This is a genomic window from Micromonospora sp. LZ34 (assembly GCF_052981855.1).
The window spans coordinates 184,734-208,500 of record NZ_JBRIQN010000002.1 but is presented as its reverse complement, the minus strand read 5'-3'; the positions used below and the strand labels follow the sequence as shown (position 1 = coordinate 208,500).

Here is a 23,767-nt window from a genome sequence, read left to right as displayed (position 1 = left end):
CCAGCAGGTTGCATGCCCCGGTCGAGTATTCGGTCAGGTGAACGACACAGCCCCCGGCGCCGGGGACCGGAGTCGGTCCGCGGCCCGGGGGCCCGCGTCGTCGTAAGGCGGGTCAGCCACCGCTCGGCGTGGGCGGCGGGCTGCCGCTCGGGCTCGCCGGCGCACTGCCGCCCGGCGTCGGGGTGGCCGCCGGCGAGGCCGCCTGCTGGGCCTGCTGGAACGCGGTCAGCGCCTCGTCGAGCGCCTTGAGCGCGCGGCCGTACCGCTCGAAGTCGCCGGACGCCTGCGCGGCCCGCACCTCGGTGATCGCGGCCTGGACCCGGTTGGCCGCCTCCGCCAGCTCGCCGGTGAGCGCCGGCGGGGTGGTCGGCGTCCCGGGCGGCGGCGGGGTGCCGCCGGTGGGCGGCGGCGGGGCGCCCTGGGCGGCCCGCTTGCCCTGCTCGACGAGCTGCTTGATGCCGTCGGTGAGGTTGTCGGCCAGCGCCACGTAGGAGCCGCCGTCGCCGTACGACAGCAGCACCTTCTGCAGCAGCGGGTACGCGTCCTGCTGGTTGCTCTTGACGTAGACCGGCTCGACGTAGAGCATCCCGTCGCCGAACGGCAGCGAGAGCAGGTTGCCGTACTGCACCTGGGCCTGGTTGGAGGAGAGCAGGTTCAGCTGCTGGCGGATGTTGGCGTTGTTGGTCATCTGCTGGTGCACCTGCACCGGGCCGGAGATCCGGGTCTGGTCCGGCAGCTCCAGCACCTCCAGCTGTGGCTGCCCGTCCACGTACGACCCGGAGATCAGCGCGGCCAGGTTCTGCCGGCCGTTCGGGGTGACCGCGGAGGTGAGCTGGAACCGCGGCGAGTCCTGCCCGGGGAACTGGGTGAACAGGTAGTACGGCGGCTGCTTCTGCCCGCTGTCCGGCGCGTCCGGCACGTTCGGCACCTGCCAGAAGTCCTGCGCGGAGTAGAAGTCGCCCGGGTTGGTCACGTGGAACTTGGTGAGCAGGTTGCGCTGCACCTTGAACAGGTCGGCCGGGTAGCGGAAGTGCTCGGCCAGTTCCACCGGGATCTGCTCCTTGGGCAGCACCAGGTCGCCGCCGAACGCCTTGTTCCAGGCCTTGAGCACCGGGTCGTTCTCGTCGAACTCGTAGAGCCGGACGGTGCCGTCGTACGCGTCGACGGTGGCCTTGACCGAGTTGCGGATGTAGTTGACGTTCTCCCGGGCGAGCTGGAACGTCCCCCGCCCGGTCAGCTCGTCGGTGGTCTCCTGCTGGAGGTTGACCCGCTCGGCGTACGGGTAGGTCGCGGCGGTGGTGTAGCCGTCCACGATCCACTGCACCCGGCCGTCGATCACTGCCGGGTACGGGTCGCCGTCGAGGGTGAGGAACGGCGCGACCTTCTCCACCCGGTCCCGCGGGTTGCGCACGTAGAGCAGCTTGGAGTTCTCGTTGACCGCCTCGGAGAGCAGGAAGTTGGACTCCTGCTCCTTGATGGCGTAGAGCAGCCGGCGGGTGAACGAGCCGATCTCGACGCCGCCCTCGCCGGTGTAGGTGTAGTAGGCCTCGCCGCTCTCGCCGCCCTCACCGACCGGCCGGTCGAACTCGGCCGGGTTGGCCCCCGCCTTGCCGACGATCGCGTAGTCGCCGGGCTCCATCCGCTCGCCGTAGTAGATCCGCGGCTGGCTGGCCGGGATCTGCTCGGTCTGCGAGGAGCAGGCCTCCTGTGCCTTCTCGCCGAGGAAGCCGGAGACGAAGAACGGCTGGCCGCCGCAGACCACCTGGTTGGCCGGCGCGGCCACCAGGCCGTAGCCGTGGGTGTAGACGGTGTGCCGGTTGATCCAGTTGTTCTGCTGGTCGGTCAGCTCGCCGTAGTTGATCTCCCGGACGCCGACCACGTAGTCGGAGGTCTTGCCGTTCACCCCGTACCGGTCGATGTCCAGCTTGGGGCCGAAATCGTAGAAGCCGCGGACCTGCTGGAGCTGGGTGTAGGTCTCGCTGACCAGTTGCGGGTCGAGCAGCCGGACGTTCGGCACCACCGAGGTGTCGGTGGCCAGGTTCGGCGGCGGGGTGAGGTTGGCCGCCGCGTATGGCGTGGTCTTCGCGACCGCCAGCCCGAACGCGGCGCGGGTGGCGTCGATGCTGCGCTGGATGTACGGCGCCTCCTTGTCCCGGGCGCTCGGCTTGACCTCGAAGGTCTGCACCGCCCACGGGTAGATGCCGCCGATCGCGACCGCGGAGACGCCGAGCAGGGCCAGCGAGATGCCCGGCCAGACCAGGTTCCGCATCCACGCGTTGGAGAAGACGATGATCGCGATCGCCACCACGACGGAGATGTAGGCGAGGATCTCCTTGGCCGGCAGCAGCGCGTTGACGTCGGCGTAGCCGGCGCCGTAGACGTTGGCGCCGTCGTTGTACTCCAGCAGCATGGCCCGCCGGTCCAGCACGTACGCCATCGCCTTGAGCAGGACGAAGACCGCGACCAGCGTGCTCAGGTGGGCCCGGGCGGCGTTGGTCATCCGGTCGCCCACGCCCTGCAGCCGGACCCCGCCGAAGATGTAGTGCACGGCCAGCGCGCCGATCAGCGAGAGCACCACCGCGGTGAAGCCGACCCCGAGCAGGTAGCGCCAGAACGGCAGCTGGAAGACGTAGAAGCCGACGTCCACCCCGAACTCCGGGTCCTTGACGCCGAAGTCGCCGCCGTTGCGGAAGAGCAGCCACTGGTTCCACCGGCTCTGCGCGCTCAGCCCGGCGAAGAGGCCGACGACCGCGGCGACCACCGCGATCCAGAGGCCGAGCCGGGGGCTCAGCAGCATCCGGTACCGCTCCAGGGTGGCCTGCTCGGGCGAGTGCGGACGCATCCGCGGGCGCAGCCGGTGGGCGAGCCAGAGGTTGCCGCCCACGACCACCGCCATGCCCAGCCCGACGGCGAGGAAGAGCAGCAGCCGGGTGGCCAGCACGCCGGTGAAGACCTGGGTGTAGCGGACCTCGTCGAACCACAGCCAGTCCGTCCACGCCTGCACACCCCACCCCAGCAGGGTGAAGAGCACGAACACCCCGACCAGGACGCCGATCGTGACGCGTCCGCGTCGGCTCATCCTCGGCAGGGGGCTGCTGCTACGCATGACCACTGTTGGCTCCGCACGCTCGATGTGATCGGCTCCGACCAGGCACCCAGAGTACGGGGTCTTCCTGAAGCTGTCGGGTCACGGTCGTGCGGCGGCCGCGCGCCGGCCATCGGGCGGCCGGTCGCCGGGCCGCCGAGCGCGCCGGTTCCGCCGCCGCGGCACCGCGGACGACCCCGCCGGACCGGCCGCTGAGCGGCCGATCCGTCGGCGGTCAGCAGCGCGTCGGCTGACCGCCCGCCCGCAGCGTCTCCAGCGCGGCGAGCGCCTCGTCGAGCGAACCCACCTTCACCAACGGCAGACCGGGCTGCGGGTTGCGGACGGCCTCCGCGCAGTTGTCCGCCGGCACCAGGAACGCGGTCGCGCCGGCCTGCTTGGCGCCGACCAGCTTCTGCGCGATGCCGCCGATCGGCCCGACCCGGCCCTCGTCGTCGATGGTCCCGGTGCCGGCGATGACCTTCCCGCCGGCCAGGTCCGCAGGCGTCAGCTTGTCCACGATGCCGAGGGCGAACATCAGACCGGCGCTCGGACCGCCGATGTCCTCCAGGTCGATCTTCACCGTGAAGGGGTGCGGCTGCTGCTGCTCGATCTCGATCCCGATCCGGGGCCGGCCGTCCTGCTCCCGGCTGGTCACCGACGCGGTGGCCGCCGCGCCGCCCCGGGTGTAGCCGATCCTCAGCGTGCTCCCGGCCGGCTTCGCCCGGATCAGCTCGGTGAGCCGGGACGCCACCGGCACCGGCTGCCCGTCGACCGAGGTCACCACGTCGCCGGCCTTGAGCACCCCGGCCGACGGGCCGTCGGCGGCGACCATCTTGACCACCACCTGCACCGGGAAGCCCAGTTCGCGCAGCGCCGCCGTCTCCGCGCTGGTCTGCGAGACCTTGAAGTCCTCGGCGTTGCGCTCCTCGACCTGCTGCTGGGTCTCCCCCGGCGGGTACACCAGCTCGCGCGGCACCACCGCTTCGTCGTCGGAGAACCAGCCCGCCAGCGCGGAGCGCAGCTTGACCGTGGGCTGGACGCCGACCGTGGTCAGCCGCAGCTGCCCGGCGGAGGTGGAGGTCTCCCGGCCGGTCACCTCGATGACGTCCTTGCCGTCCTCCTTGCCCAGCGTGTTCACGGTCGGCCCGGGGCCGAGCACCACGTAGGGAATGGGCGCGCCGAGCACGCCGATGCTGAGCAGAGTGGTGAGCAGAGCACCGAGCAGGACGGTCACGCCGCGACGCTTCATGCGCCAGAGCGTACCGACCGGGGTGGGGTGCTCCGGCGGGTGAACCGCGACTTCGCCCTCAGCGCAACGCCAGCGGGGGCGACCTGGGGCGCGGCGCGCGTACCGTAGACGTCGTGCCTGATATTCCGTTCGGATTCGCGCTCCCGGGTGGGCAACCACCAGACCCCAACGACCCCGCGCAGATGCAGCAGTTCATGTCGCAGTTGCAGCACCTGCTCTCCTCGTCGGGCAGCGGGCCGGTCAACTGGGACCTGGCCCGGCAGGTCGCCGCCAGCCAGCTCGCCGCGGCCGGCGATCCGGCGGTCTCGCCCTACGAGCGCAACGCGGTGGAGGAGGCGCTGCGGCTCGCCGACCTCTGGCTCGAGCCCGCCTCCGCGCTGCCCTCGGGCATCCAGACCTCGATGGCCTGGAACCGCAACGAGTGGATCTACAAGACCCTGGACGTCTGGCGCAAGCTCTGCGACCCGGTGGCCAGCCGGATGGTCGGTGCGATGGGCGACCTGGTGCCGCCGGAGGCCCGCGCCCAGCTCGGCCCGATGCAGTCGATGGTGGCCACCCTCGGTGGCGCGCTCTTCGGCGGCCAGCTGGGTCAGGCGCTCGGTTCGCTCGCCGCCGAGGTGCTCTCCGCCGGCGACATCGGGCTGCCGCTCGGCCCGGCCGGCACGGCCGCGCTGATCCCGGCCAACATCCGGGCGTACGGCGAGGGCCTGGAGCTGCCCGAGGACGAGGTCCGCCTCTACGTGGCCCTGCGCGAGGCCGCCCACCAGCGGCTCTTCCAGCACGTGCCGTGGCTGCGCGGGCACGTGCTCAGCGCCGTGGAGACGTACGCCGCCGGCATCCGGGTCAACCGGGAGGCGATCGAGGAGGCGATGGGGCGGGTCGACCCGACCGACCCGGAGTCGATGCAGGCGATCGCGCTGGAGGGCATCTTCACCCCGGAGGACAGCCCCGCGCAGAAGGCGTCGCTGGCCCGGCTGGAGACCGCGCTGGCCCTGGTCGAGGGCTGGGTCTGCCACGTGGTGGACAGCGCCGCCGGTGGCCGGCTGCCGAACGTGGTCCGGCTCGGCGAGGCGTTCCGCCGGCGCCGCGCCGCGGGTGGCCCGGCCGAGCAGACCTTCGCCGCGCTGGTCGGCCTGGAGCTGCGCCCGCGCCGGCTGCGCGAGGCGGCGGCGCTCTGGGCGGCGCTCACCGAGCACCGCGGGATCGCCGGCCGGGACGCCCTCTGGGGCCACCCCGACCTGCTCCCCTCGGACGACGACTTCGCCGACCCGGTGGCCTTCGCGATGTCCGAGTTCGACCTCAGCGAGCTGGAGAACTTCGACTTCACCGCCCCCGGCGGGCCGGAGGAGCAGGCGCCGGGCGGCCCGGAGCGGCGCACCGACGACACCGAGGGCGACGACAACCGCTGACCACCCCTGGTCGGGCCGGCGGGTCCGCCGGCCCGACCGGGGCCGCGGACGTGCGGCTCAGCCGGGGCGGCCGGCGCCGGAGAGCAGCGCGCGGGTGGCCTCCCAGCCCTCCACCGCCGGGTCGAGCCGGGTCAGGTCGGCCGCACCGCGCAACCGGTGCCAGCCGGGGGTCACCGCCAGGTCCCCGGGGCTCGGCGCCGCCGTGCGCACGGCCGCCGGTTGCGCGCGGTCCAGGTCCAGCGGCGGCAGCCACTCCGGTACGGGCAGCCGGGCGGCCACGCCGAGCAGCCCGGGACCGCCCTTGGCCGGCGCGACCGCCACCGGCCGGCTGGTCAGCGGCCGGAGCAGCTTGCCGATGGTCAGCCCGGGCACGTCGGGGGCGTCCCCGGCCACCACGGCCGCCTGGTCAAATCCGTCGAGGGCGGCGAGCACCGCGTTCGGCGTGGGTTCGGGCACCTCGTACACGGCGGTGCCCGGCCAGACCACCGCGTCGGCGAGCCACCGGTCGGCGGGGGTGACCGCCACCGCCGTCTGCACCTCGTTGAGGGTGGCGAGCAGGTCGACCACGTCCTCGGCGAGCGCGACCCGCCACCCCGCCGGATCGATGCCCGGGGGCGCCCAGGTCACCGGGCCGAGCAACGCCACCACCACACGTCGTGCCACGCCCCGACCCTACGCGGACCCGCCGGATCCCACGGCCGTGGTGCGGGCGACCGGGGCCGGTCAGTCGGTCAGCGGGGTGCCGGAGGCGGCGGCGACGCCCTCCAGGTAGCCCCGGGCCCGCTCGGTCTTCGGGTAGCGGCTGACCAGCGCCCAGAACCGGGCGTTGTGGCTGGGCACGATGAGGTGGGCCAGCTCGTGCAGGAGCACGTAGTCGATGACCCAGTCGGGCATGTCCTGGACCCGGTGCGAGAGCCGGATCGTGCCGTCGGCCGGGGTGCAGGAGCCCCACCGGCCGTTCTGGTTGGTGACCCAGCGGACGCTCGCCGGGACGGCCTGCACGCCGTGCTCGGACAGGTAGAGCTTGATCAGCCGGGTGGCCCGGACGAGCAGCTCGTCGTCGGAGCGGGCCAGCCGCCCCTCCCGGGCGGCGAGCCGGGCGAGCATGCGGTCGACCCACTCGCTCTCCTCGGCCCGGGAGAACTGGTCGGGAATGAGGACGACCACCCGCTCGCCGTCGCGGTAGGCGGACACCGTGCGTCGCCGGCGCTGGCTGCGCCGTACCTCGACGACCGGCTTCCGCACCCCTGCCATCAGCGGGCCGCGCAGCCTCGGATTCCTGCCACGAAGGAAAGCTACTGCGTAGTGACCAGGGGTCCGCAAGAGTCAACCCCTCGACACGCGCCCGGAAAATGGGGATTGGTCGCCAGGAGTCCCGAAAAATTCTTAGCCGGACCCTCGCGGCGCACCGCCGTCACCCTTCGTGGCGGCCGGCGGGCCGCGTACGCCTCTCCCTCTCCACCGTAGGTGATCATCCGTCCGGGCGCCGCTCGGGGGGCGGCGACGGCTTTCAGGGCGGTTCGGTCGGCGTGTCCCCGCCAAACTGACTTATCCGACGTAATTCGCCATGCACACTCTCGACGTCGACTTCCTCACAGTGTCGATGCACAGCTGACATGGAACCGCCCAGACCTGGGTAGGGTCCGCGGACCAGCGGTCACGTGGGTGGCCGCGGAGAATGACCCAGCGCCGGCGCCCCGCGTGGCCCGCCGCCGGGCACCCCGCCGGTAGACATGGGCCGGCGGACGAGACGAGGAGGGCACCGTGGCCGACCAGGCCCAGACCTACAACGGTTACTGCGTCAAGTGCAAGGAGAAGCGCGACTTCGAGGGACGCATCGAGGTCTCCAAGACCGGGATGAACATGGCCAAGGGCAAGTGTCCGGTGTGCGGCACAACAGTGAACCGCATCCTGGGCAAGGCGAAGGTCTGACCCGGCCCGGATGTGCGGAAGGGGTGGCCGTCGGCCACCCCTTCCGCCGTTTCCGGGCCGTACTGTCGGGTGACCGACACGGGTTACCCGCCGGTTGTGGATATCGCGGCAATTCCTGTGGACAGCCCTGGACAGGATGCCGCGCACCTGTGGACAACGATCGACGGACAGCAGGGGAACGGTCACGATCCGTCGCATGACCCGTCCTCCCCTGCCCCGGCCCACGCTGCTGCCCGGCCTCGCCCGGCTCTGGCGCGACCGGCACACCCTCCAGCTCGGGATCGAACCCGGGCGGGCCGTCCTGCTCGAGGTCGCCGACCCGCGGGCGGCCCCGGCTGCTCGACCTGCTCGACGGCAGCCGCAGCGAACGTCGCGTCCTGGCGCACGCGGCCGACGCCGACGTGCCGCCCGACGACGCCCGTACTCTGCTCGACGCGCTGCGGGCGGCGGGCCTGCTGCTGCCGGCGCACGCCCTGCTGCCCCGGAACTGGCCGGACCGGTCCGCTCCCGGCTCGCCGCCGAGGCCGGCGCGCTCGCCCTGGCCGCCGCCCGGCTGCCCGGCACGCCCGCCCAGGTCCTGCGCCGCCGGCTGGCCGCCCGGGTGGTGGTGGGCGGGGCCGGGCGGCTCGGCGCCGCGGTAGCCGTCGCGCTGGCCCAGGCGGGGGTCGGGGCACGTGCACCCGGACCTGGCCGGCACGGTCCGGCCGGCGGACCTGGTCGGCGCCGGCATCCCGGCCGCGGAGGTGGGCCGTCCGCTGGCCGCGGCGGTACGCGACGCCGTCGAACGGGCCGCCCCGGGCACCCGCACCGGTCCGCTCCGGCGGGTCCGCGCCGACCTGGTGGTCCGGCTCGGCGCCGACCGACCGGCCGCCCTGCTCGCCGCCGGGTACGCCCAGCGGCGGCAGCCGCACCTGCTGGTGGGGCTGCGGGAGGGCGTACCGGTGATCGGGCCGCTCGTCCGACCCCCGGTCGGGCCCTGCCTGAACTGCCTCGACCTGCACCGGACCGACCGTGACCCGGACTGGCCGGCGCTCGCCGCCCAGCTCGCGGCCGACGGCCCGGAGCAGTGCGCCGCCGCCACGCTGCTGGCCGCCGGCGGGTACGCGACCGCCGAGGCGCTGGCCCAGCTCGACGGCGGCACCCCGGAGACGCTGGGCTGCGCGGTGGAGGTGACCGGGCCGGGCCGGTTCCGGCGCCGGGTCTGGCCCCCGCACCCCTCCTGTGGGTGTTCCCGCGCGCGGCGGTGACCACCGAGGCCGGCGCAGAGCAGCAGCGGGCCCCTCGCGTCGGTAACAATGACCGGGTGACCGACATCCCGCGCCGGGCCGTGTCCCGGACCGCCAAGCTCGCCGCTCTGCCGCTCGGCTTCGCCGGTCGGACCGTCCTCGGCATGGGTAAGCGCGTCACCGGGCTCGCCTCCGACGTGATCTCGGCGGAGATCCAGCAGCGCACCGCCGAGCAGCTGTTCAGCGTGTTGGGCCAGCTCAAGGGCGGCGCGATGAAGTTCGGCCAGGCGCTGTCGGTCTTCGAGGCGGCGCTGCCCGAGGAGATCGCCGCTCCCTACCGGCAGGCGCTGACCAAGCTCCAGGAGGCCGCGCCGCCGCTGCCGGCGGCCAGCGTGCACAAGGTGCTCGCCGAGCAGCTCGGCCCGGACTGGCGGGACCGGTTCGTGGAGTTCAACGACACCCCCGCCGCCGCGGCCAGCATCGGCCAGGTGCACCGCGCGGTGTGGCGGGAGCCGGGGTACGCCCCCTCCGGCGCGCCGAACACCCGGGACGTCGCCGTCAAGATCCAGTACCCGGGCGCCGGCGACGCCCTGCTCGCCGACCTCAAGCAGCTGTCCCGACTCGGCGGGATGTTCCGGGCGATCCAGCCCGGACTGGACGTCAAGCCGCTCCTGGTGGAGCTTCGGGAACGGATCACCGAGGAACTGGACTACGAGCTGGAGGCGGAGTCGCAGCGCGCCTTCGCGGCCGCGTACGCGGACGATCCGGAGATCTACATCCCGGCCGTGGTCTCCGCGGCGCCCCGGGTGCTGATCACCGAGTGGGTCGAGGGCACGCCGCTGGCCGACATCATCCGGGAGGGCACCGAGGAGCAGCGCGACGAGGCGGGCCGGCTGATGGCCACCCTGCACCTGTCCGCGCCACAGCGGGCCGGGCTGCTGCACGCCGACCCGCACCCGGGCAACTTCCGGCTGCTGGCCGACGGCCGGCTCGGCGTGATCGACTTCGGCGCGGTGGCCCGGATGCCGGAGGGCACGCCCGAGCCGATCGGTCGCATCGCCGCGCTGGCACTGCGGGGCGACGCCGACGAGGTGGTGGCGGGCCTGCGGGCGGAGGGGTTCATCGGTTCCACCGAGGAGATCGACGCCCAGGCGGTGCTCGAGTTCCTCCGCCCGATGCTGGAGCCCATCGCCGCCGAGGAGTTCCGGTTCAGCCGGGCCTGGCTGCGCGCCGAGGCGGCCCGGCTGGCCAGCCCCCGCTCCCCCGCCTACCAGCTCAGCCGGCAGCTCAACCTGCCCCCGTCGTACCTGATGATCCACCGGGTGACGCTCGGCTCGATCGGCGTGCTCTGCCAGTTGGAGGCGAAGGCGCCCTACCGGGGCATCCTGGAGCGCTGGCTGCCGGGTTTCGCCCCGGTCGGCTGAGCCGGGGAAGACGCCGAGGGGGCGGGTGGCCGGTCGACCGGCCACCCGCCCCCTCGTCGGTCGGGTGTCAGAGAACGCCCAGGTCACGCGCCGACTGCTGGCGGCTGTTCATCGCGACGGTACGGGCGGATCGGGTTGCCTCAGTGCTCGTGGTGGTACGACCGGCCTGAGGCCGGCGCATTCGAGCCCGGGACAACGCTTCGTGGAGTAGTTGCATCTCGAAAGCTCCGTTCGGAACGTGCAGCATGGTGGTCAGCTCTCTCGTGACCGGTGTGGCACCGGCGGGGTGGATACGGATCGGGTTCATGTCAGGCCGCCAGCCGGACCGCGTTGCGTGCTCCGGACAGCCCACTGGCCGCCAGGCGCGCCTCGGCCTCGACCCGGAGCGCGGCGTCACGGGCGAGGTCCTCCTTGCGCGGACGGCCACGGGGCCGCTTGCGCGGGACGACCGCGCCACGCTCGAAGATCTCGCCACCCCAGACGCCCCAGGGCTCGGACCGCTCCACCGCACCGGCGAGGCACTCGACGCGCAGCGGGCAGTCCCCGCAGAGCGACTTGGCCAGCTCGAGCTCGGCGGGCGAGTCGGAGAACCACAGGTCGGGGTCGAACTTCCGGCAGGGCAGGTTCGCCTCCAGCTCGACACTCACGTCGAGCGGGGCCAACGCCAGACTCATCGCCCGGTCACCTCTCTCTCACTTCGATCTCGTGGATCGCATTTCCGACGTACTTCGGCGGGACAAAAAAACTGAGGCCGCGGATCCCGGTATGCGGGTTCCGCGGCCTCGAGGTGAGCCGGTGGTCTGGTGGTCAGACCGGTCTACCTCGAGGTGGAACGCCGCGGACATCCGTGCGCTTCTTGGCGCCATCGATGCCCATGCCCGCGAAGCCACTGATCCCCTGGACTCCGTTCGGCGCGGTGGCGAGGATCAGCTCGGCCTGAGCCTCGACCTGGTGCACCTGCGGAGCCGACGGTCGCGTGGCCGCGACGGCAACCCGGACAGCCGACAGCGGAGCGACGGCAGCGGGCAGCGCCGCCGGACGCTCGTTCATGTAGAAGATCACCATTGGTGCCACCTCCCTGACGTTCACTCGTGATCGGCTCGGTCTCAGCCTCTTGAGCAGCCCGAATGGCGCCGCTCGCGAGGTGTGCCATGAGGCTATTCCTCGCCCCGGGGCGAGGGCAAACGATTTACGGCTAGATTTCAAAAGTTTTCTTCGGGCAGACGTCGTCCACCGTCGCGCCCCCCACCAGCGCCAGCACCGACTCCCCGTAGAGGCCCAACTTGCGCGGTCCGATGCCGGCGATCGCGATGAGTTCCTCGGGGCGGCCGGGCCGGCGTTCGGCGAGCGCGGTCAGGGTGGCGTCGGTGAACACCACGTAGGCCGGGACCTTCTGCGCGCCGGCCACCCGCGACCGCCACTCGGACAGCCGCTCGTGCAGTTCCTCGTCGATGTCGGACGGACAGGTGGCGCAGCGGCCGAGCTTGCGGTCCGGGCCGGCGAGCAGGGTGGCGCCGCAGATCCGGCAGGACACGATCTGGGTGCGGCGCCGCTCCGGCCGTCGGGCCGGGCCGGCGCCGGCCCGCTCGGCGCCGCCGGAACGGTCGAGCTGGGGCAGGAACCGGGTCGGCCGCCGGGCCCGCCCGCCGGGCGAGCGGGCCGAGGCGTACGACAGCCAGAGCCACTCGCGGGCCCGGGTGATGCCGACGTAGAGCAGTCGGCGCTCCTCCTCGACCTGCTCGGCGGTCTTGGCGTACGTGGTGGGCAGGGTGCCCTCGGAGAGCCCGACCAGGAAGACCGCGTCCCACTCCAGGCCCTTGGCCGAGTGCAGGGAGGCCAGCGTCACCCCGTCCACGGTCGGCACGTGCTGGGCGGCGGCCCGGCGGGCCAGCTCGTCGTTGAAATCGGCCAGGGTGACCGGGCGCTCCACCGCAGCGGCCTGGCCGATCGGCAGCACCTCGGGGGTCGCCGCGTACTCCTCGGCGAGCTGGACCAGCGCGGCGAGCGCCTCCCAGCGCTCGCGGGCGGCGCCGCCGGCCGGGGCGGCGTCGGGCGCCCAGCCGACCGCGGCGAGCGCCTCGACCACGGCGGCGGGCAGCGGAGTCTCCCCCGGGATCGAGCGGGTGGCGGCCCGCAGCGCCACCATCGCCTGGCGCACCTCGGCCCGCTCGAAGAACCGCTCCGCCCCCTGCACCTGGTACGGCACGCCCACCTCGGTCAGCGCCTTCTCGTACGCCTCGGACTGCGCGTTGGTGCGGAACAGCACGGCGATCTCGCGGGCCGGGGTGCCGGCGTCGACCAGCGCCCGGCAGCGGGCGGCCACCGCGGCGGCCTCGGCCGGCTCGTCGGTGAAGATCCGCAGCTCCGGTTCGGGGCCGGGCGGACGCTGGCCGAGCAGTTCCAGGCGCAGCCGCGCCTCGGCCCCGCGGGCCTGGGAGATCACCGCGTTGGCCAGCCCGACCACCTGCGGGGTGGAGCGGTAGTCGCGGACCAGCCGGACCACGGTGGCGCCCCGGTAGCGGCGGGGGAAGTCGACCAGGTAGGCGGAGGTGGCCCCGGTGAAGGAGTAGATCGTCTGGCTGGCGTCGCCGACCACGGTCAGGTCGTCACGGCCGCCGAGCCAGGCCTCCAGCAGCCGCTGCTGCAGCGGGTTGACGTCCTGGTACTCGTCGACGACGAAGTGCCGGTACTGGCCGCGGACCTGCTCGGCGACGTCGGAGTGCTCCTCGATCCCCCAGACGGCGGCGCGCAGCATGTCCTCGAAGTCGATCACCCCGTTGGCGCGCTTGAGCCGCTCGTACGCGGCGAAGACGTCGGCGACCTTCGCCGGCTCGTGCGGGGTGTCGCGCAGCGCCTTCGCCGCCGCCACCACGTACTCCCCGGGCTCGACCAGCGACGACTTGGCCCACTCGATCTCGCCAGCGAGGTCCCGCGCGGCGGCCCGGTCGGTACGCAGGCCCACCTTGGCGGCGGCGAGGGTCACCAGCCGGACCTTGCTGTCCAGCAGCTCGGGCATGGCCCGCCCCGCCAGCAGCCGGGGCGCGAAGTAGCGCACCTGGCGCAGCGCCGCCGCGTGGAACGTCCGTGCCTGGACACCGTGCACCCCGAGCACGGTGAGGCGGGCTCGCATCTCGGCGGCGGCCCGGGCGGTGAAGGTCACCGCCAGCACCTGCCGGGCCGGGATCTCGCCGGAGAGGGCCCGGTAGGCGATCCGGGAGGTGACCGCCCTCGTCTTGCCGGTGCCGGCGCCGGCCAGGATGCAGACCGGGCCGGCCGGGGCGGTCACCGCCGACCGCTGCTCCGGATCCAGCCCGGCGAGCACCCGATCGGTCGCTGAGTGAACCACCACAGCTCGGAATTCTCGCAGCCGGGCCGGACGTTGCAGCGGTTAGCCTTGGCTTGATCGGCAAGCCGTGGCCGAACGTTGGAGGATCTGACCATGTTGACGATGTATTCCACCTCCTGGTGCGGCTACTGCCACCGGCTGAAGTCGCAGCTCGACCGGGAGGGCATCGGGTACGAGGTGGTCGACATCGAGCAGGACCCGCAGGCCGCGGAGTTCGTGATGAGCGTCAACGGCGGCAACCAGACCGTCCCGACGCTGCGCTTCGCCGACGGCAGCGCCCTGACCAACCCCTCCATCACGCAGGTCAAGCAGCACCTGGCCAGCCTCGCCAGCTGACCCGCAGCACCCCGCCGGAGCGGCCGCCCACCCGGGCGGCCGCTCCGCCGCGTCTTCGCCCCCCCATCGCCCTCCCCTCCCCCGTCAGGGCCGTTGATCATGAAGTTGTTGCCCGCGCCGCCGGCGTGTCGTGCCGACAACTTCATGATCGACGGGGTGGCGCGGGGACGGGGGTGGGGGGTGGGGTGAGGGGGGACGGCGACGGGGGTGGGGGGTGGGGTGAGGGTGCGGTGGTGCCAGAGGTAGCCGCCGGCCAGCAGGGTGACCAGGCCGATCAGGGCGAACAGCAGCCGGTAGTCCAGCACGCCCACAAGCAGCGCGCCGACCCCGATGGAGAGCGCCTGCGGGCCGCTGACCACCGCCTCCGCGGCGGCGGCGACCCGGCCGATCAGCCCGGCGGGGGTGCGCCGCTGGATGAGCGTGTGCAACCCGACCATGGTGAGCGGCAGCGAGACGCCGGCCAGCAGCACCGCCGCGAAGCCGAGCCACAGGTTCGGGTACGCCAGCGCCAGCGCGGCCGGCCCGAAGAAGGCGACCCCGGCGGCGAGCGTGCCGACCTCGCCCACCCGGCGTACCACGCCCGCGGAGAGCAGCCCGCCGATCAACCCACCGACCCCCTGCACGGTGACCAGCACGCCGACGAACGCGGCGTCCCGGCCGAGCCCCCGGTCGACGTACGCGAAGATCAGTGACTCGCTGATCCCCATCACCAGCGAGCCCAGGCCGTAGCCGAACAGCGCCCGGCGCAGCGCCGGCTCGCCGGCCACGTGCCGCAGCCCCGCCCCCAGCTCGGCCGGCCAGCGCAGCCCCACCCCGGGCGCCGGCGTCTCGGGCGCCCGCAGCGCGCCGACGACGACGGCCGCCACCAGGAACCCGACCATCGCCAGCGCGGCCAGCAGCCACCCGCCGACGGCGGCGTAGAGCCCGGCGCCGGCCAGCGGACCGATCAGCCGCAGCCCCTGCCGGACGGTCTGCAGCACGCCGTTCGCCTCGGCCAGCAGCTCGGCGGGGACCAGTTGCCGGATCAGCCCGCTGAGCACCGCGCTCAGCGTGATGTACGACAGGCCGTACAGGGCCGCCACCGCATAGATGATCCACACGTCGGCCCGGTCCCGGACCGCGAACAGCGGCGTGAGCAGTACCGCGGTGGCCAGGCTGACCAGGACGAAGAACGGCCGGCGCGGATGGCGGTCGACGAACCAGCCGACCAGCGGCGCCGCGGTCATCGGCGCGATGACGGCGAAGATGGTGGCGCCGGCCAGACCGTCCGAGCCGGTCAGGTCCTTCACCCAGACGGCGAGCGCCAGCAGCAGGATCGACTCGGCGCCCATGCTGGCCAGCAGGCCGGCGAAGAGCAGACGGAAGTCCGGGCGGCGCAGGACGGTGCGCATGGGTCCCTCCGGCCGGGTGGCCCGCGCCCGAGGGCGCGTCGGGGAGGCGGGGGTCGGGCCAGGACGGCGGCTCACCGGCCGGCCATCCCCCTCCACGGTCCTCTTTTCTGCAAGACACGCCCTCGCCGGAACCACCGACGCCGGTCGCGCCGTCCATACTGACCGTGGGCGGCGAATTTCATACAGTTACCGTCGCGTCCGCGGCGGTCGACGGGAAAGAGGACGCCGTGCCTCCTGCCTCACCGAGCCCGATCCTGCGTCGCCGCAGGTTGGGCATCGAGTTGCGCCGGTTGCGCGAGACCGCGGGTCTCACCGGGGATCAGGTCATCGAGCGGATCGGCTGGGCCTCGGCGTCCAAGTTGTCCCGGCTGGAGAACGGCCGCAGCCGGCCGGATCCGCAGGACGTCCGTGACCTGCTGGATCTCTACGGCGCGGACGAGGCGCTCCGGGAGGAGCTGCTGGGCATCACCGAGGAGGCCGGCGACATGCGCGGCTGGCTGCGGTCGTACCCGGCGATGACCCAGCAGCAGCGCGGCTTCGCCGAGCTGGAGGCGGGCTGCGCGGAGATCTGCGAGTACAACCCGGTGCTGGTGCCGGGGCTGCTGCAGACCCCGGGCTACGCACGGGTGCGGATCGCCTCGGCCCGGCAGGTCGGCGAGGACGCCGGCGACCCGGACGCCGAGGACACCGAGACCCAGGTGCAGGCCCGGCTGGCCCGCCAGAAGCTGCTCACCCGGGGCACCGACGCGCCCCGGTACACCGCCGTGCTGGAGGAGGCGGCGCTGGGCCGGCGGGCCGGCCCGCCGGAGGTGCTGCGCGACCAGTTGGTGCAGCTCTGCGAGCTGGCCATGCTGCCGAACGTCACGCTGCACGTGCTACCCCGGGACACCCAGATCGGCGAGGGGTACCTCCCGCCGACCGCGTTCTCTCTCTACCGGTTCGCCGATCCTCTCGATCCGGAGACCCTGGCCATCGAAGGGGGGTTCACCGACGTCATGTCGACCGAGGTAAACACCCTAAATCGCTATAAAGTAGTGTTCGAGTGGTTACGCACGGCGGCGCTCTCCGCATCGGACACCCTCTCCTGGCTGATCGAGGCGACGGGGCGGCTGACCGAGACGGCAGCCCCGTCCACAGTGGCGTTCGGGCCGGCAACGGCGCCCGTCCAACGCCGCCGGCATTCCGGGCGCCTGACCGAACGGTGATCCACGGGGGACCCTGGGTCGGGCCGTGCGTCGCCACTCGCTCACCGCAACGCTTCACCTCAGGAGTGGCACGATGAACGAATTCCGCAACACGCCGTCCGTCCTCGCGCAGCTGGCGGACGCCCCGTGGCGTACCAGCACGCGCAGCCAGACCTCCAACTGCGTCGAGGTCGCCCCGCTCCGGACCGGCCCGGTCGCGATTGCCCTGCGGGACAGCAAGGACCGCGGCGGCCCGGTCCTGCTCTTCGACCGGGCGGGTTGGCTGGGTTTCCTCGGCGGCACGAAGAACGGGCAGTTCGATCTGGACTGATCCGGTGAACGCTGCGGGGCCGTCGGCACGATGCCGGCGGCCCCGTCGCATGTGCAGGGTCCACGACCACGCGACCCACCATCCGCCGAACGGACGATGCTGAGGTCGATCATCGCGTTCGGGTTGCCGACTCGACCACGCGGCGTAACATGACCCCCATAGTGACGTGGAACTTCCACCCGTTCCCATCCGTCGCGGTACATCCGGAGACCGACATGCGGTTCCTGATCGTTCGCACCGACATCCGCGCCGCCGCCGACGTGGACATCGCCGCCGCCTGGGTCGGCGGGGTCCGACTGCGGGACGAGACCACCACCCCGGAGCCGCGCCGGCAGATCGTCCACGCCGAGGATCGGGACGCCGCCCTGCTGCTGGCCCGGGCGCTGTCGACGGTCGGCGCGGTACGCGCCGGCCGGCAACGGGTGAAGGTGCTGCCGCTCGACGAACCGGCCCACCGGCGCCGGTTCCCCGGCCCCGGCAGCTGACCGACGTCCGTCGTGGTCGGACCGGCTCCCCCGCCGCGTTTCCTTGCCCCACCGACCACGGCGGCCCGTGTTCCCGGCTCGTGACCGTCGCGGCAACGGCGGCCACGAGCCGGGACCGCACGAGCTCGCCCCGTCAGCGGTCGCCGTCCACCCAACCGTCCAGCCAGCGGTGGATCAGGAAGAGCGCGATCGACGACGGCGGCGGCAGGACCAGCCGGGCACCGCCGACGTCCACCGTCCGCCCGGCCAGCGCCGCGCCGATCTCCCGCCGGGTGAACCACCGGGCGTACGCGATCTCCGTCGGGTCGAGGTGCACCGGGTGCTCCGGGTCGGCGGTGGCGAGGAAGCCGAGCATCAGCGAACCGGGGAACGGCCACGCCTGGCTGCCCACGTACGCGATGCCCTCGACCGGGACGCCGACCTCCTCGCGGACCTCGCGCAGCACCGCGGCCTCGGCCGACTCCCCCGGCTCCACGTAGCCGGCCAGGCAGGAGAACCGCCGCTGCCCGGGCACCCCCGGCCAGCTGGCGTTGTTGCCGAGCAGGCACCGCCCGTCCGGCCCGGGCCGCCCGTCGTGCACCAGCACGATCATCGCCGGATCGGTACGCGGCCAGATCCGGTCGCCGTCCGGGTCGATCCGGGACCAGCCGGCCTCGTCCACCTCGGTCGGGTGGCCGGTCGCCGACGAGTAGCGGTGCCGCAGGTGCCAGTTGACCAGGGCGAGGGCGGTGGTGAAGAGCCCGGCGTCCCGGTCGGGGAGCAGGTGCCCCACCTCGCGCAGGTGCGCCGCGCGGGTGCCCGGCACCGTCGGCAGCGGGGCGTCGACCGCGAAGACCGGCACCCCGTCCGACTCGACGCCGAGGAACATCGGTGGGGCACCGGCGGCCCGCGGCACGTCGTCCGGGCCGATCAGCACCAGCACCGGTGGAGCCACGTCGGTACGCACCAGCGCCCGACCCTCGTTCGCCGAGTCGAGCACCAGCACCCGGGCCCGCGTCCACGCCTGCGCCAGCCAGGCCGGATCGGTACGCCGGTGTGCGGCCCGGTCCAGCGTGGAGCGGGCCAGCGGTGGCGGGGCCTCTCCGCTCACGCCCCCACCGGCTCGACCTCGACCGGCGCCAGCGCGGCCAGTGCCGGCGCGATCCGCTCGGCGTCACCCAGCACCACGGTGACCGCCCGGGCCGGGGCGAGGTAGCGGGCGGCCACCGCGGCGACCTCGTCGACGGTCGCCTTCGCCAGCCGGGCGGCGTGCTCGGCGAGGAAGTCCAGGCGCAGCCCGTTGCCGGCGTACGCGCTGGTCAGCGAGGCGAGCCCGGTCTGGGTGGCCATGCCGAGCTGGAGGGTGCCGAGGGCGTACTGGCGGGCCTGCTCCAGCTCGTCCGGCTTGGCCGGCAGCGAGGCCAGCCGGCCCAGCTCGTACATCGTCTCCAGCAGCGCCGGCCCGGTCACCTCGGTGGCCACCTCGGCGGCGGCGACCAGCACCGAACCGGCCACCGAATGCTCGACCAGCGAGTGCGGCCCGTACGTGTAGCCCTTGTCCTCGCGGATGTTCTCCACCCAACGCGAGGAGAAGTAGCCGCCGAAGACCAGGTTGGCCAGTTGCAGCGCGGCGTGGTCGGGGTGGGTGCGCGGCACCGCCGGCAGCGCCACCCGCAGCGACGACTGCACCGAGCCGGGCCGGTCGACCAGCAGCAGCGGGCCCGGCTCCAGCGGCGGGGCGGGCGGCAGGTCGGCGGTGTGGCCGGCGCCGTTCCACCCCGACAGGGCCTTCTCGGCCGCGTCCAGCGCCCGTTCCGGCTGCACGTCGCCGACCAGCACCAGCACCGCGTCGGCGGGGTGCACCCGCTGGGCGTGCAGGGTGCGCAGCACGCCCGGCCGGACGCCCCGGACCTGCTCCGGCTCGGGGGTCTGCACCGCGTACGGGTGCCGGCCGTAGATCCGCTTGAGCAGCGCGGTGCGGGCCAGGTGCGCCGGCTGGCTCTGCGCCACCTGGATCCGGTCGACCAGCCGGTCCCGCTCGGTGGCGACCTCCCCGCTCGGGTAAGTCGCCCCGGTCAGCACCTCGGCGAGCAGCTCCAGCATCCGGTCCAGCCCGGTGACCAGGCTGGCGCCGGAGAGCATCAGCCGGTCCGGGTCGATGCCGGCGGAGAGCCCGCCGCCGACCCTCTGCAGCTCGGCGGCGAGCTGCACGCTGGTCATGGTCTCGGTGCCGGAGAGCAGGGTCTGCGCGAGCATCGCGCCACGGGCCAGGTTGGCGCGGCCGAAAGGCATCCAGAGCCGCAGTTCGACCAGAGGCACCGCGGGCCGGCGTACCGCGATCACGGTGAGGCCGTTGCCGAGCGTCCGCTCGGCCTGCTTCGGCAGCTTCAGCTTGCGGGTGGGGCCGAGCGGCGGCAGGGCCCGCGGCGTGGTCGGCACGGTCGCCGTCACCTCGCCTTCCTTCGTTCGCGACTGCCGGGCTCGCGACCCCGGCATACTCTTCGCACTCACCGGGCACCTCCGGCGATGACCTCGACGGACGCGCGGCGCTCCGGCCGCAGGGTGGCGGCGGCGGCCCGGACCTGCTCCTCGGTGACCGCGCCGACCAGTCGGGGCAGTTCGTTGAGCAGCCCCGGCTCGCCGCGCTGCTGTTCGAGCACGGCCATCCGCAGCGCCCGGGTGAGCACCGCGTCGGTGTCCCGCAGCAGGTGGGTGGCCATCCTGGCCTGGGTGCGGGCCAGTTCGCCGTCGGACAGTCCGTCGGTGGCCAGCCGGTCCAGCTCCTCGTCGACCGTACGCAGCACCTTGTCCACGTCGCCGCCGGGCGGCAGGTGCGCCTGGAGCAGCAACGCCGTCGGGTCACGCACGTCGAACGGGTCGCCCATGAAGCCCAGGTAGCCGCCGACGCTGGTGACCGTCCGGTCCCGCAGCACCAGCCGCTCGACCAGGCGGGACGCGTCGCCGTCGGTGAGCACCTCGGCGAGCACCACGTAGGGCAGGTAGCCGGCGAAGTCGGCGACCGGGTCGGGCACCCGCCAGGCCGAGGCCACCGCCGGCAGCGGAGCCAGCTTGTCGGTGTACGCGGTGCGCCGCTCGACGGTCAGGTCCGGCTCGGTGAAGTCCGGCCGCTCGGGTGCGGGCCGGGCCGGCACGTCGCCGAAGTGCCGTCCGATCAGCTCGGTCGCCTCGGCGACGTCGATGTCGCCGCTGACCGCGAGCACCGCGTTGCCGCTGGCGTAGTACCGGCGGAAGAAGTCGGCGGCGTCGGCGACGGTCGCCGACTCCAGGTCGACGAAGGAGCCGTAGCCGTCGTGCGCGTTCGGGAAGGTGTCGAACATGACCGGCGGCAGGGTCAGCCAGGGGAACCCGCCGTACGGGCGGTTGAGCACGTTGACCCGGATCTCCTCCTTGACCACGTCGACCTGGTTGCGCAGGTTCTCCTCGGTCAGCCGGGGACCGCGCATCCGGTCGGCCTCCAGGAAGAGCGCGCGCTCCAGCGCGTTGCTCGGCAACGTCTCGAAGTAGTCGGTGTAGTCCAGGTGGGTGGAGCCGTTGAAGGTGCCGCCCGCGCCCTGCACGTGCCGGAAGTGGGCCAGCTTCTCCAGGTTCTCCGAGCCCTGGAACATCAGGTGCTCGAAGAGGTGGGCGAAGCCGGTGCGTCCCTCCGGTTCGGAGCGGATGCCGACGTCGTAGACGACCGCGACCCCGATCACCGGTGCGCTGCGGTCGGGGGTGAGCACCACCCGTAGGCCGTTGTCGAGGCTGAACCGCTCGACCGGGTACTTCGTCGCTGGAATTTTCGCTCTCCGCGTCGGCACGTGATCGACACTAGCGCGTCGGCACCCCGGTTACCGGCGACCTCCGGCGAGCCGGGCCGAGCGGCTCGCGGCGTCGGTCGGCGTGGCCGGGCCGGTGCCCCGCCGACCCGACCACGCCTCGCACCCCTGCCGCGCCGACCGGGCCCGCCCCTCCGCGGGCGCCGGTCCGGCCGGGGTACGACGACCGCGGCTCAGCCGGCGGTCGGGTCCACCTGCCCGGCCACGCCGGGAAGACCAGGCACGTCCACCACACCGGCGGGGCTGTGCAGCTCCACCAGGCCGGCCGGGGCGGCCCCGCCGGGCGTGGCGTGCCAGGGCGTGAAGACCGCGACCATGGCGAGCAGCAGCCCGGCGGCCGCGACCGCGACCACGAACAGCAGCTCGCGCAGTGCCGTCGAGCCGGTGTCGCCCGCCATGGTCATCCCTCCCCCGTCGAGCCGATCCGCCCGGCCGTTCCCCCCGTCGCCAGCCTCGACGACGGGCGGAGCCGGCACAGTCGGCCACCCGACCCAACCGGCGCTGATTACCGACTCAGCCGCTGGTCACCCACGTCACGGGGCCGGGCGAGTTCGCCGGCGCGGTCGGACCATACGACCCGGCTGCGACATTCCTCAGAGGGCGCACAGAGGCGGTCGGTCGCGCCGCCGCTCGTCGCGCGGGCGACCGATGCGGCCGGGACGGCGTCAGGAGGCGGGGGCGGCGCGGCCGGCGTCAGGAGGCGCGGGGGCGGCGCGGCCGGCGCGGCCGGCCGGAGGCGCGGTGCGGGGTACGGGAGCCGGCCGCACCCGGGCCGTCGCCGGCACGAGCGCCGGCGGCGCGGGCGGCCGGAGCCGGCGGAGCGGCGATGGTCACCGGCATGCCGGACGGCTCCCGGGCGCCGGTCGTCCGCACCAGCGCCGCGTCGCCGGGGCGCACCTGGGCCGAGTGCGGCCTGATGCCGGCGGCCGCCATCAGGCGCGACACGTCCCGGCGCTGCTCGGGCAGGACCAGCGTGACCACCGTGCCGGACTCACCGGCCCGGGCGGTACGCCCACCCCGGTGCAGGTAGTCCTTCGCCTCGGCCGGCGGATCCACGTTGACCACCATGTCCAGCCCGTCGACGTGGATGCCCCGGGCCGCGACGTCGGTGGCGACCAGCGCGGTGACCTGCCCGGTGCGGAACTGCTCCAGGATCCGGGTGCGCTGCGGCTGGGACTTGCCGCCGTGCAGCGCCGCGGCGCGGACCCCCTTGGCGAGCAACTGCCGGGCCAGCCGGTCGGCGCGGTGCTTGGTGCCCATGAAGAGGATGGTGCGGCCCTCGCGGGCGGCGATCTGGGTCAGCGTGGCGGGCTTGTCCACCGCGTCGACGTGCAGCAGGTGGTGGGTCATCGCGGTCACCGTGGCGGTGCCGGGGTCTACCGAGTGGGAGACCGGGTCGGTCAGGAACCGGCGGACCAGCCGGTCCACGCCGCCGTCCAGGGTGGCGGAGAAGAGCATCCGCTGCCCGTCCGGGGCGACCTGCTCCAGCAGTTTGGTGACCTGCGGCAGGAAGCCCATGTCGGCCATCTGGTCGGCCTCGTCCAGCACGGTGATCGCGACCTGGTCGAGCCGGGCGTCACCGCGGTTGATCAGGTCGTGCAACCGGCCGGGGGTGGCCACGACCACCTCGGCGCCGGCGCGGAGGGCGTCCGCCTGGCGCTGCAACGACAGGCCGCCGACCACGGTGGCGCAGCGCAGCCCGACGGCGCGGGCGTACGGGGCGAGCGCGGTGGTGACCTGCTGGGCCAGCTCACGGGTCGGCACCAGCACCAGGGCCAGCGGGCGACCCGGCCGGGCCCGGCGGCCGGCGGTGCGGGAGAGCAGTGGAAGCCCGAAGGCGAGGGTCTTGCCGGAGCCGGTGCGGCCCCGGCCGAGCACGTCACGGCCGGCGAGCGAGTCGGGCAGGGTGGCCGACTGGATCGGGAACGGCTCGGTGATGCCCTGCGCGGTCAGCGCGGCGAGCAGGCTCGGCGCCAGGGCGGTGCCGGCGAAGGAGGGTACGACGGTGGTCAACAGGAGCCTTCCTCGAGGCGGCACGTGTCGAGGAAGGCGCCGGAGGCGGCGCTGTCACCGGCGGAAGCAAGCCGCGGTGGTCACAAGCACGAACCGAAGGGGTACGGAGGCCGGTCCGCCGCACGATGGTGGCGGACCGGCCACCGTCACCGCGCCCGGAGGGCGCGGTGGGTGTCACGAACTACGGGTGTCGCCGCAGATCAGAGCGGGCGGATGTTCTCCGCCTGCGGGCCCTTCTGGCCCTGGGTGATCTCGAACTCGACCCGCTGGTTCTCGTCCAGGCTCCGGTAGCCGGAGGACTGGATCGCCGAGAAGTGGGCGAAGACGTCGGCTCCGCCGCCGTCCGGGGTGATGAAACCGAAACCCTTGTCAGCGTTGAACCACTTGACGGTGCCAATAGCCATGCTTGTCTCGTCTCCTTGACGGAACGTCGAACCCGCACCTGTTGCGGGCTCGAGAGGAGCGATCCACGCGGAGTGCGTGGCTCGCCTGTCGCTGCTGGTCGCCCCGCCCGGAGAACTCCGGACACAACAAAGAGCGC

Annotated in this window: 20 protein-coding genes and 2 pseudogenes; 8 read left to right on the top strand and 14 right to left on the bottom strand. The window is 73.6% G+C overall.

The features are described from left to right. Positions 1 to 112: 112 nt before the first annotated feature. Positions 113 to 3,106 (bottom strand): UPF0182 family membrane protein, encoded by a 2,994-nt coding sequence (locus ACVCAH_RS03275; RefSeq protein ID WP_447134534.1) that lies wholly within the window; start codon positions 3,104 to 3,106, stop codon positions 113 to 115. A 214-nt stretch (positions 3,107 to 3,320) separates the two neighbouring features. Further along, complete coding sequence (locus ACVCAH_RS03270) at positions 3,321 to 4,334, bottom strand: YlbL family protein (RefSeq protein ID WP_447134533.1); 1,014 nt, start codon at positions 4,332 to 4,334, stop codon at positions 3,321 to 3,323. A 182-nt stretch (positions 4,335 to 4,516) separates the two neighbouring features. On the opposite strand from ACVCAH_RS03270, the gene ACVCAH_RS03265 reads away from it, so the two are divergent. Then, positions 4,517 to 5,743, top strand: a complete 1,227-nt coding sequence (locus ACVCAH_RS03265; protein ID WP_447134712.1) for a zinc-dependent metalloprotease — start codon at positions 4,517 to 4,519, stop codon at positions 5,741 to 5,743. 57 nt (positions 5,744 to 5,800) lie between these two features. On the opposite strand, the gene ACVCAH_RS03260 is transcribed toward ACVCAH_RS03265, so the two are convergent. Both ACVCAH_RS03260 and ACVCAH_RS03255 read right to left on the bottom strand, forming a co-directional pair. Beyond that, positions 5,801 to 6,406 (bottom strand): hypothetical protein, encoded by a 606-nt coding sequence (locus ACVCAH_RS03260; RefSeq protein ID WP_447134532.1) that lies wholly within the window; start codon positions 6,404 to 6,406, stop codon positions 5,801 to 5,803. 60 nt (positions 6,407 to 6,466) lie between these two features. Next, on the bottom strand, positions 6,467 to 6,997 hold the full coding sequence (locus ACVCAH_RS03255; RefSeq protein WP_447134531.1) for a M48 metallopeptidase family protein: 531 nt from the start codon (positions 6,995 to 6,997) through the stop codon (positions 6,467 to 6,469). Between the two features lie 510 nt (positions 6,998 to 7,507). Here ACVCAH_RS03255 and ACVCAH_RS03250 point away from each other — a divergent pair. From ACVCAH_RS03250 to ACVCAH_RS03240, 3 genes and pseudogenes are all read left to right on the top strand, one after another. Next, positions 7,508 to 7,675: a DUF5679 domain-containing protein gene (locus tag ACVCAH_RS03250; RefSeq protein ID WP_165945332.1), complete on the top strand. Its 168-nt coding sequence runs from the start codon at positions 7,508 to 7,510 to the stop codon at positions 7,673 to 7,675. Positions 7,676 to 7,871: 196 nt separating this feature from the next. Further along, positions 7,872 to 8,922 (top strand): annotated as a pseudogene (locus tag ACVCAH_RS03245) (hypothetical protein). A 56-nt stretch (positions 8,923 to 8,978) separates the two neighbouring features. Further along, the gene (locus ACVCAH_RS03240) at positions 8,979 to 10,325 is read left to right on the top strand and encodes an ABC1 kinase family protein (RefSeq protein ID WP_447134530.1); all 1,347 of its coding nucleotides are present in this window, start codon (positions 8,979 to 8,981) and stop codon (positions 10,323 to 10,325) included. Positions 10,326 to 10,633: 308 nt separating this feature from the next. On the opposite strand, the gene ACVCAH_RS03235 is transcribed toward ACVCAH_RS03240, so the two are convergent. The 3 genes from ACVCAH_RS03235 to ACVCAH_RS03225 form a co-directional block, all read right to left on the bottom strand. Continuing rightward, positions 10,634 to 10,999: a WhiB family transcriptional regulator gene (locus tag ACVCAH_RS03235; protein ID WP_447134529.1), complete on the bottom strand. Its 366-nt coding sequence runs from the start codon at positions 10,997 to 10,999 to the stop codon at positions 10,634 to 10,636. 133 nt (positions 11,000 to 11,132) lie between these two features. After that, positions 11,133 to 11,390: a hypothetical protein gene (locus ACVCAH_RS03230; RefSeq protein WP_447134528.1), complete on the bottom strand. Its 258-nt coding sequence runs from the start codon at positions 11,388 to 11,390 to the stop codon at positions 11,133 to 11,135. 130 nt (positions 11,391 to 11,520) lie between these two features. After that, complete coding sequence (locus ACVCAH_RS03225; RefSeq protein ID WP_447134527.1) at positions 11,521 to 13,674, bottom strand: ATP-dependent DNA helicase UvrD2; 2,154 nt, start codon at positions 13,672 to 13,674, stop codon at positions 11,521 to 11,523. Between the two features lie 90 nt (positions 13,675 to 13,764). Between ACVCAH_RS03225 and ACVCAH_RS03220 the strand changes: the two genes are divergently transcribed. Then, positions 13,765 to 14,007, top strand: a complete 243-nt coding sequence (locus ACVCAH_RS03220; protein WP_447134526.1) for a mycoredoxin — start codon at positions 13,765 to 13,767, stop codon at positions 14,005 to 14,007. Between the two features lie 155 nt (positions 14,008 to 14,162). Here the strand turns inward: ACVCAH_RS03220 and ACVCAH_RS03215 are convergent. Beyond that, a pseudogene (locus tag ACVCAH_RS03215) lies at positions 14,163 to 15,398 on the bottom strand (MFS transporter); the annotation flags it as partial. Positions 15,399 to 15,625: 227 nt separating this feature from the next. On the opposite strand from ACVCAH_RS03215, the gene ACVCAH_RS03210 reads away from it, so the two are divergent. From ACVCAH_RS03210 to ACVCAH_RS03200, 3 genes are all read left to right on the top strand, one after another. Then, positions 15,626 to 16,603: a helix-turn-helix domain-containing protein gene (locus ACVCAH_RS03210; protein ID WP_447134525.1), complete on the top strand. Its 978-nt coding sequence runs from the start codon at positions 15,626 to 15,628 to the stop codon at positions 16,601 to 16,603. Between the two features lie 73 nt (positions 16,604 to 16,676). Beyond that, on the top strand, positions 16,677 to 16,913 hold the full coding sequence (locus ACVCAH_RS03205; protein WP_447134524.1) for a DUF397 domain-containing protein: 237 nt from the start codon (positions 16,677 to 16,679) through the stop codon (positions 16,911 to 16,913). Between the two features lie 215 nt (positions 16,914 to 17,128). Beyond that, positions 17,129 to 17,398 carry a hypothetical protein gene (locus tag ACVCAH_RS03200; protein WP_447134523.1) on the top strand — a complete coding sequence of 90 codons (270 nt, stop codon included), beginning with the start codon at positions 17,129 to 17,131 and terminating at the stop codon, positions 17,396 to 17,398. A 133-nt stretch (positions 17,399 to 17,531) separates the two neighbouring features. Here the strand turns inward: ACVCAH_RS03200 and nudC are convergent, their stop codons facing one another. From nudC to ACVCAH_RS03170, 6 genes are all read right to left on the bottom strand, one after another. Continuing rightward, entirely contained in the window at positions 17,532 to 18,488 is a 957-nt protein-coding gene (gene nudC / locus ACVCAH_RS03195; RefSeq protein WP_447134522.1) for an NAD(+) diphosphatase, read from the bottom strand. Next, positions 18,485 to 19,828, bottom strand: coding sequence for a M16 family metallopeptidase (locus ACVCAH_RS03190; RefSeq protein WP_447134521.1), 1,344 nt, complete (start codon positions 19,826 to 19,828; stop codon positions 18,485 to 18,487). The genes nudC and ACVCAH_RS03190 overlap by 4 nt, the downstream gene beginning before the upstream one ends. Positions 19,829 to 19,884: 56 nt before the next feature. Then, positions 19,885 to 21,195: a M16 family metallopeptidase gene (locus ACVCAH_RS03185; RefSeq protein WP_447134520.1), complete on the bottom strand. Its 1,311-nt coding sequence runs from the start codon at positions 21,193 to 21,195 to the stop codon at positions 19,885 to 19,887. 191 nt (positions 21,196 to 21,386) lie between these two features. Then, positions 21,387 to 21,611 carry a hypothetical protein gene (locus tag ACVCAH_RS03180; RefSeq protein WP_447134519.1) on the bottom strand — a complete coding sequence of 75 codons (225 nt, stop codon included), beginning with the start codon at positions 21,609 to 21,611 and terminating at the stop codon, positions 21,387 to 21,389. A gap of 295 nt (positions 21,612 to 21,906) precedes the next feature. After that, complete coding sequence (locus tag ACVCAH_RS03175) at positions 21,907 to 23,226, bottom strand: DEAD/DEAH box helicase (RefSeq protein ID WP_447134518.1); 1,320 nt, start codon at positions 23,224 to 23,226, stop codon at positions 21,907 to 21,909. Positions 23,227 to 23,426: 200 nt separating this feature from the next. Then, positions 23,427 to 23,630, bottom strand: coding sequence for a cold-shock protein (locus tag ACVCAH_RS03170; RefSeq protein WP_007072850.1), 204 nt, complete (start codon positions 23,628 to 23,630; stop codon positions 23,427 to 23,429). Between the last annotated feature and the right edge of the window lie 137 nt (positions 23,631 to 23,767).

Excerpts from the sequence above, each read along its gene's own strand:
- ACVCAH_RS03205 (WP_447134524.1), top strand. The coding sequence starts at position 16,677 with ATGAACGAATTCCGCAACACGCCGTCCGTCCTCGCGCAGCTGGCGGAC.
- ACVCAH_RS03265 (WP_447134712.1), top strand. The coding sequence starts at position 4,517 with ATGCAGCAGTTCATGTCGCAGTTGCAGCACCTGCTCTCCTCGTCGGGC.
- ACVCAH_RS03170 (WP_007072850.1), bottom strand. The coding sequence starts at position 23,630 with ATGGCTATTGGCACCGTCAAGTGGTTCAACGCTGACAAGGGTTTCGGT.
- ACVCAH_RS03275 (WP_447134534.1), bottom strand. The coding sequence starts at position 3,106 with ATGCGTAGCAGCAGCCCCCTGCCGAGGATGAGCCGACGCGGACGCGTC.
- ACVCAH_RS03255 (WP_447134531.1), bottom strand. The coding sequence starts at position 6,997 with ATGGCAGGGGTGCGGAAGCCGGTCGTCGAGGTACGGCGCAGCCAGCGC.
- ACVCAH_RS03180 (WP_447134519.1), bottom strand. The coding sequence starts at position 21,611 with ATGGCGGGCGACACCGGCTCGACGGCACTGCGCGAGCTGCTGTTCGTG.
- ACVCAH_RS03270 (WP_447134533.1), bottom strand. The coding sequence starts at position 4,334 with ATGAAGCGTCGCGGCGTGACCGTCCTGCTCGGTGCTCTGCTCACCACT.
- ACVCAH_RS03220 (WP_447134526.1), top strand. The coding sequence starts at position 13,765 with ATGTTGACGATGTATTCCACCTCCTGGTGCGGCTACTGCCACCGGCTG.
- ACVCAH_RS03200 (WP_447134523.1), top strand. The coding sequence starts at position 17,129 with ATGCGGTTCCTGATCGTTCGCACCGACATCCGCGCCGCCGCCGACGTG.
- ACVCAH_RS03235 (WP_447134529.1), bottom strand. The coding sequence starts at position 10,999 with ATGAGTCTGGCGTTGGCCCCGCTCGACGTGAGTGTCGAGCTGGAGGCG.
- ACVCAH_RS03230 (WP_447134528.1), bottom strand. The coding sequence starts at position 11,390 with ATGGTGATCTTCTACATGAACGAGCGTCCGGCGGCGCTGCCCGCTGCC.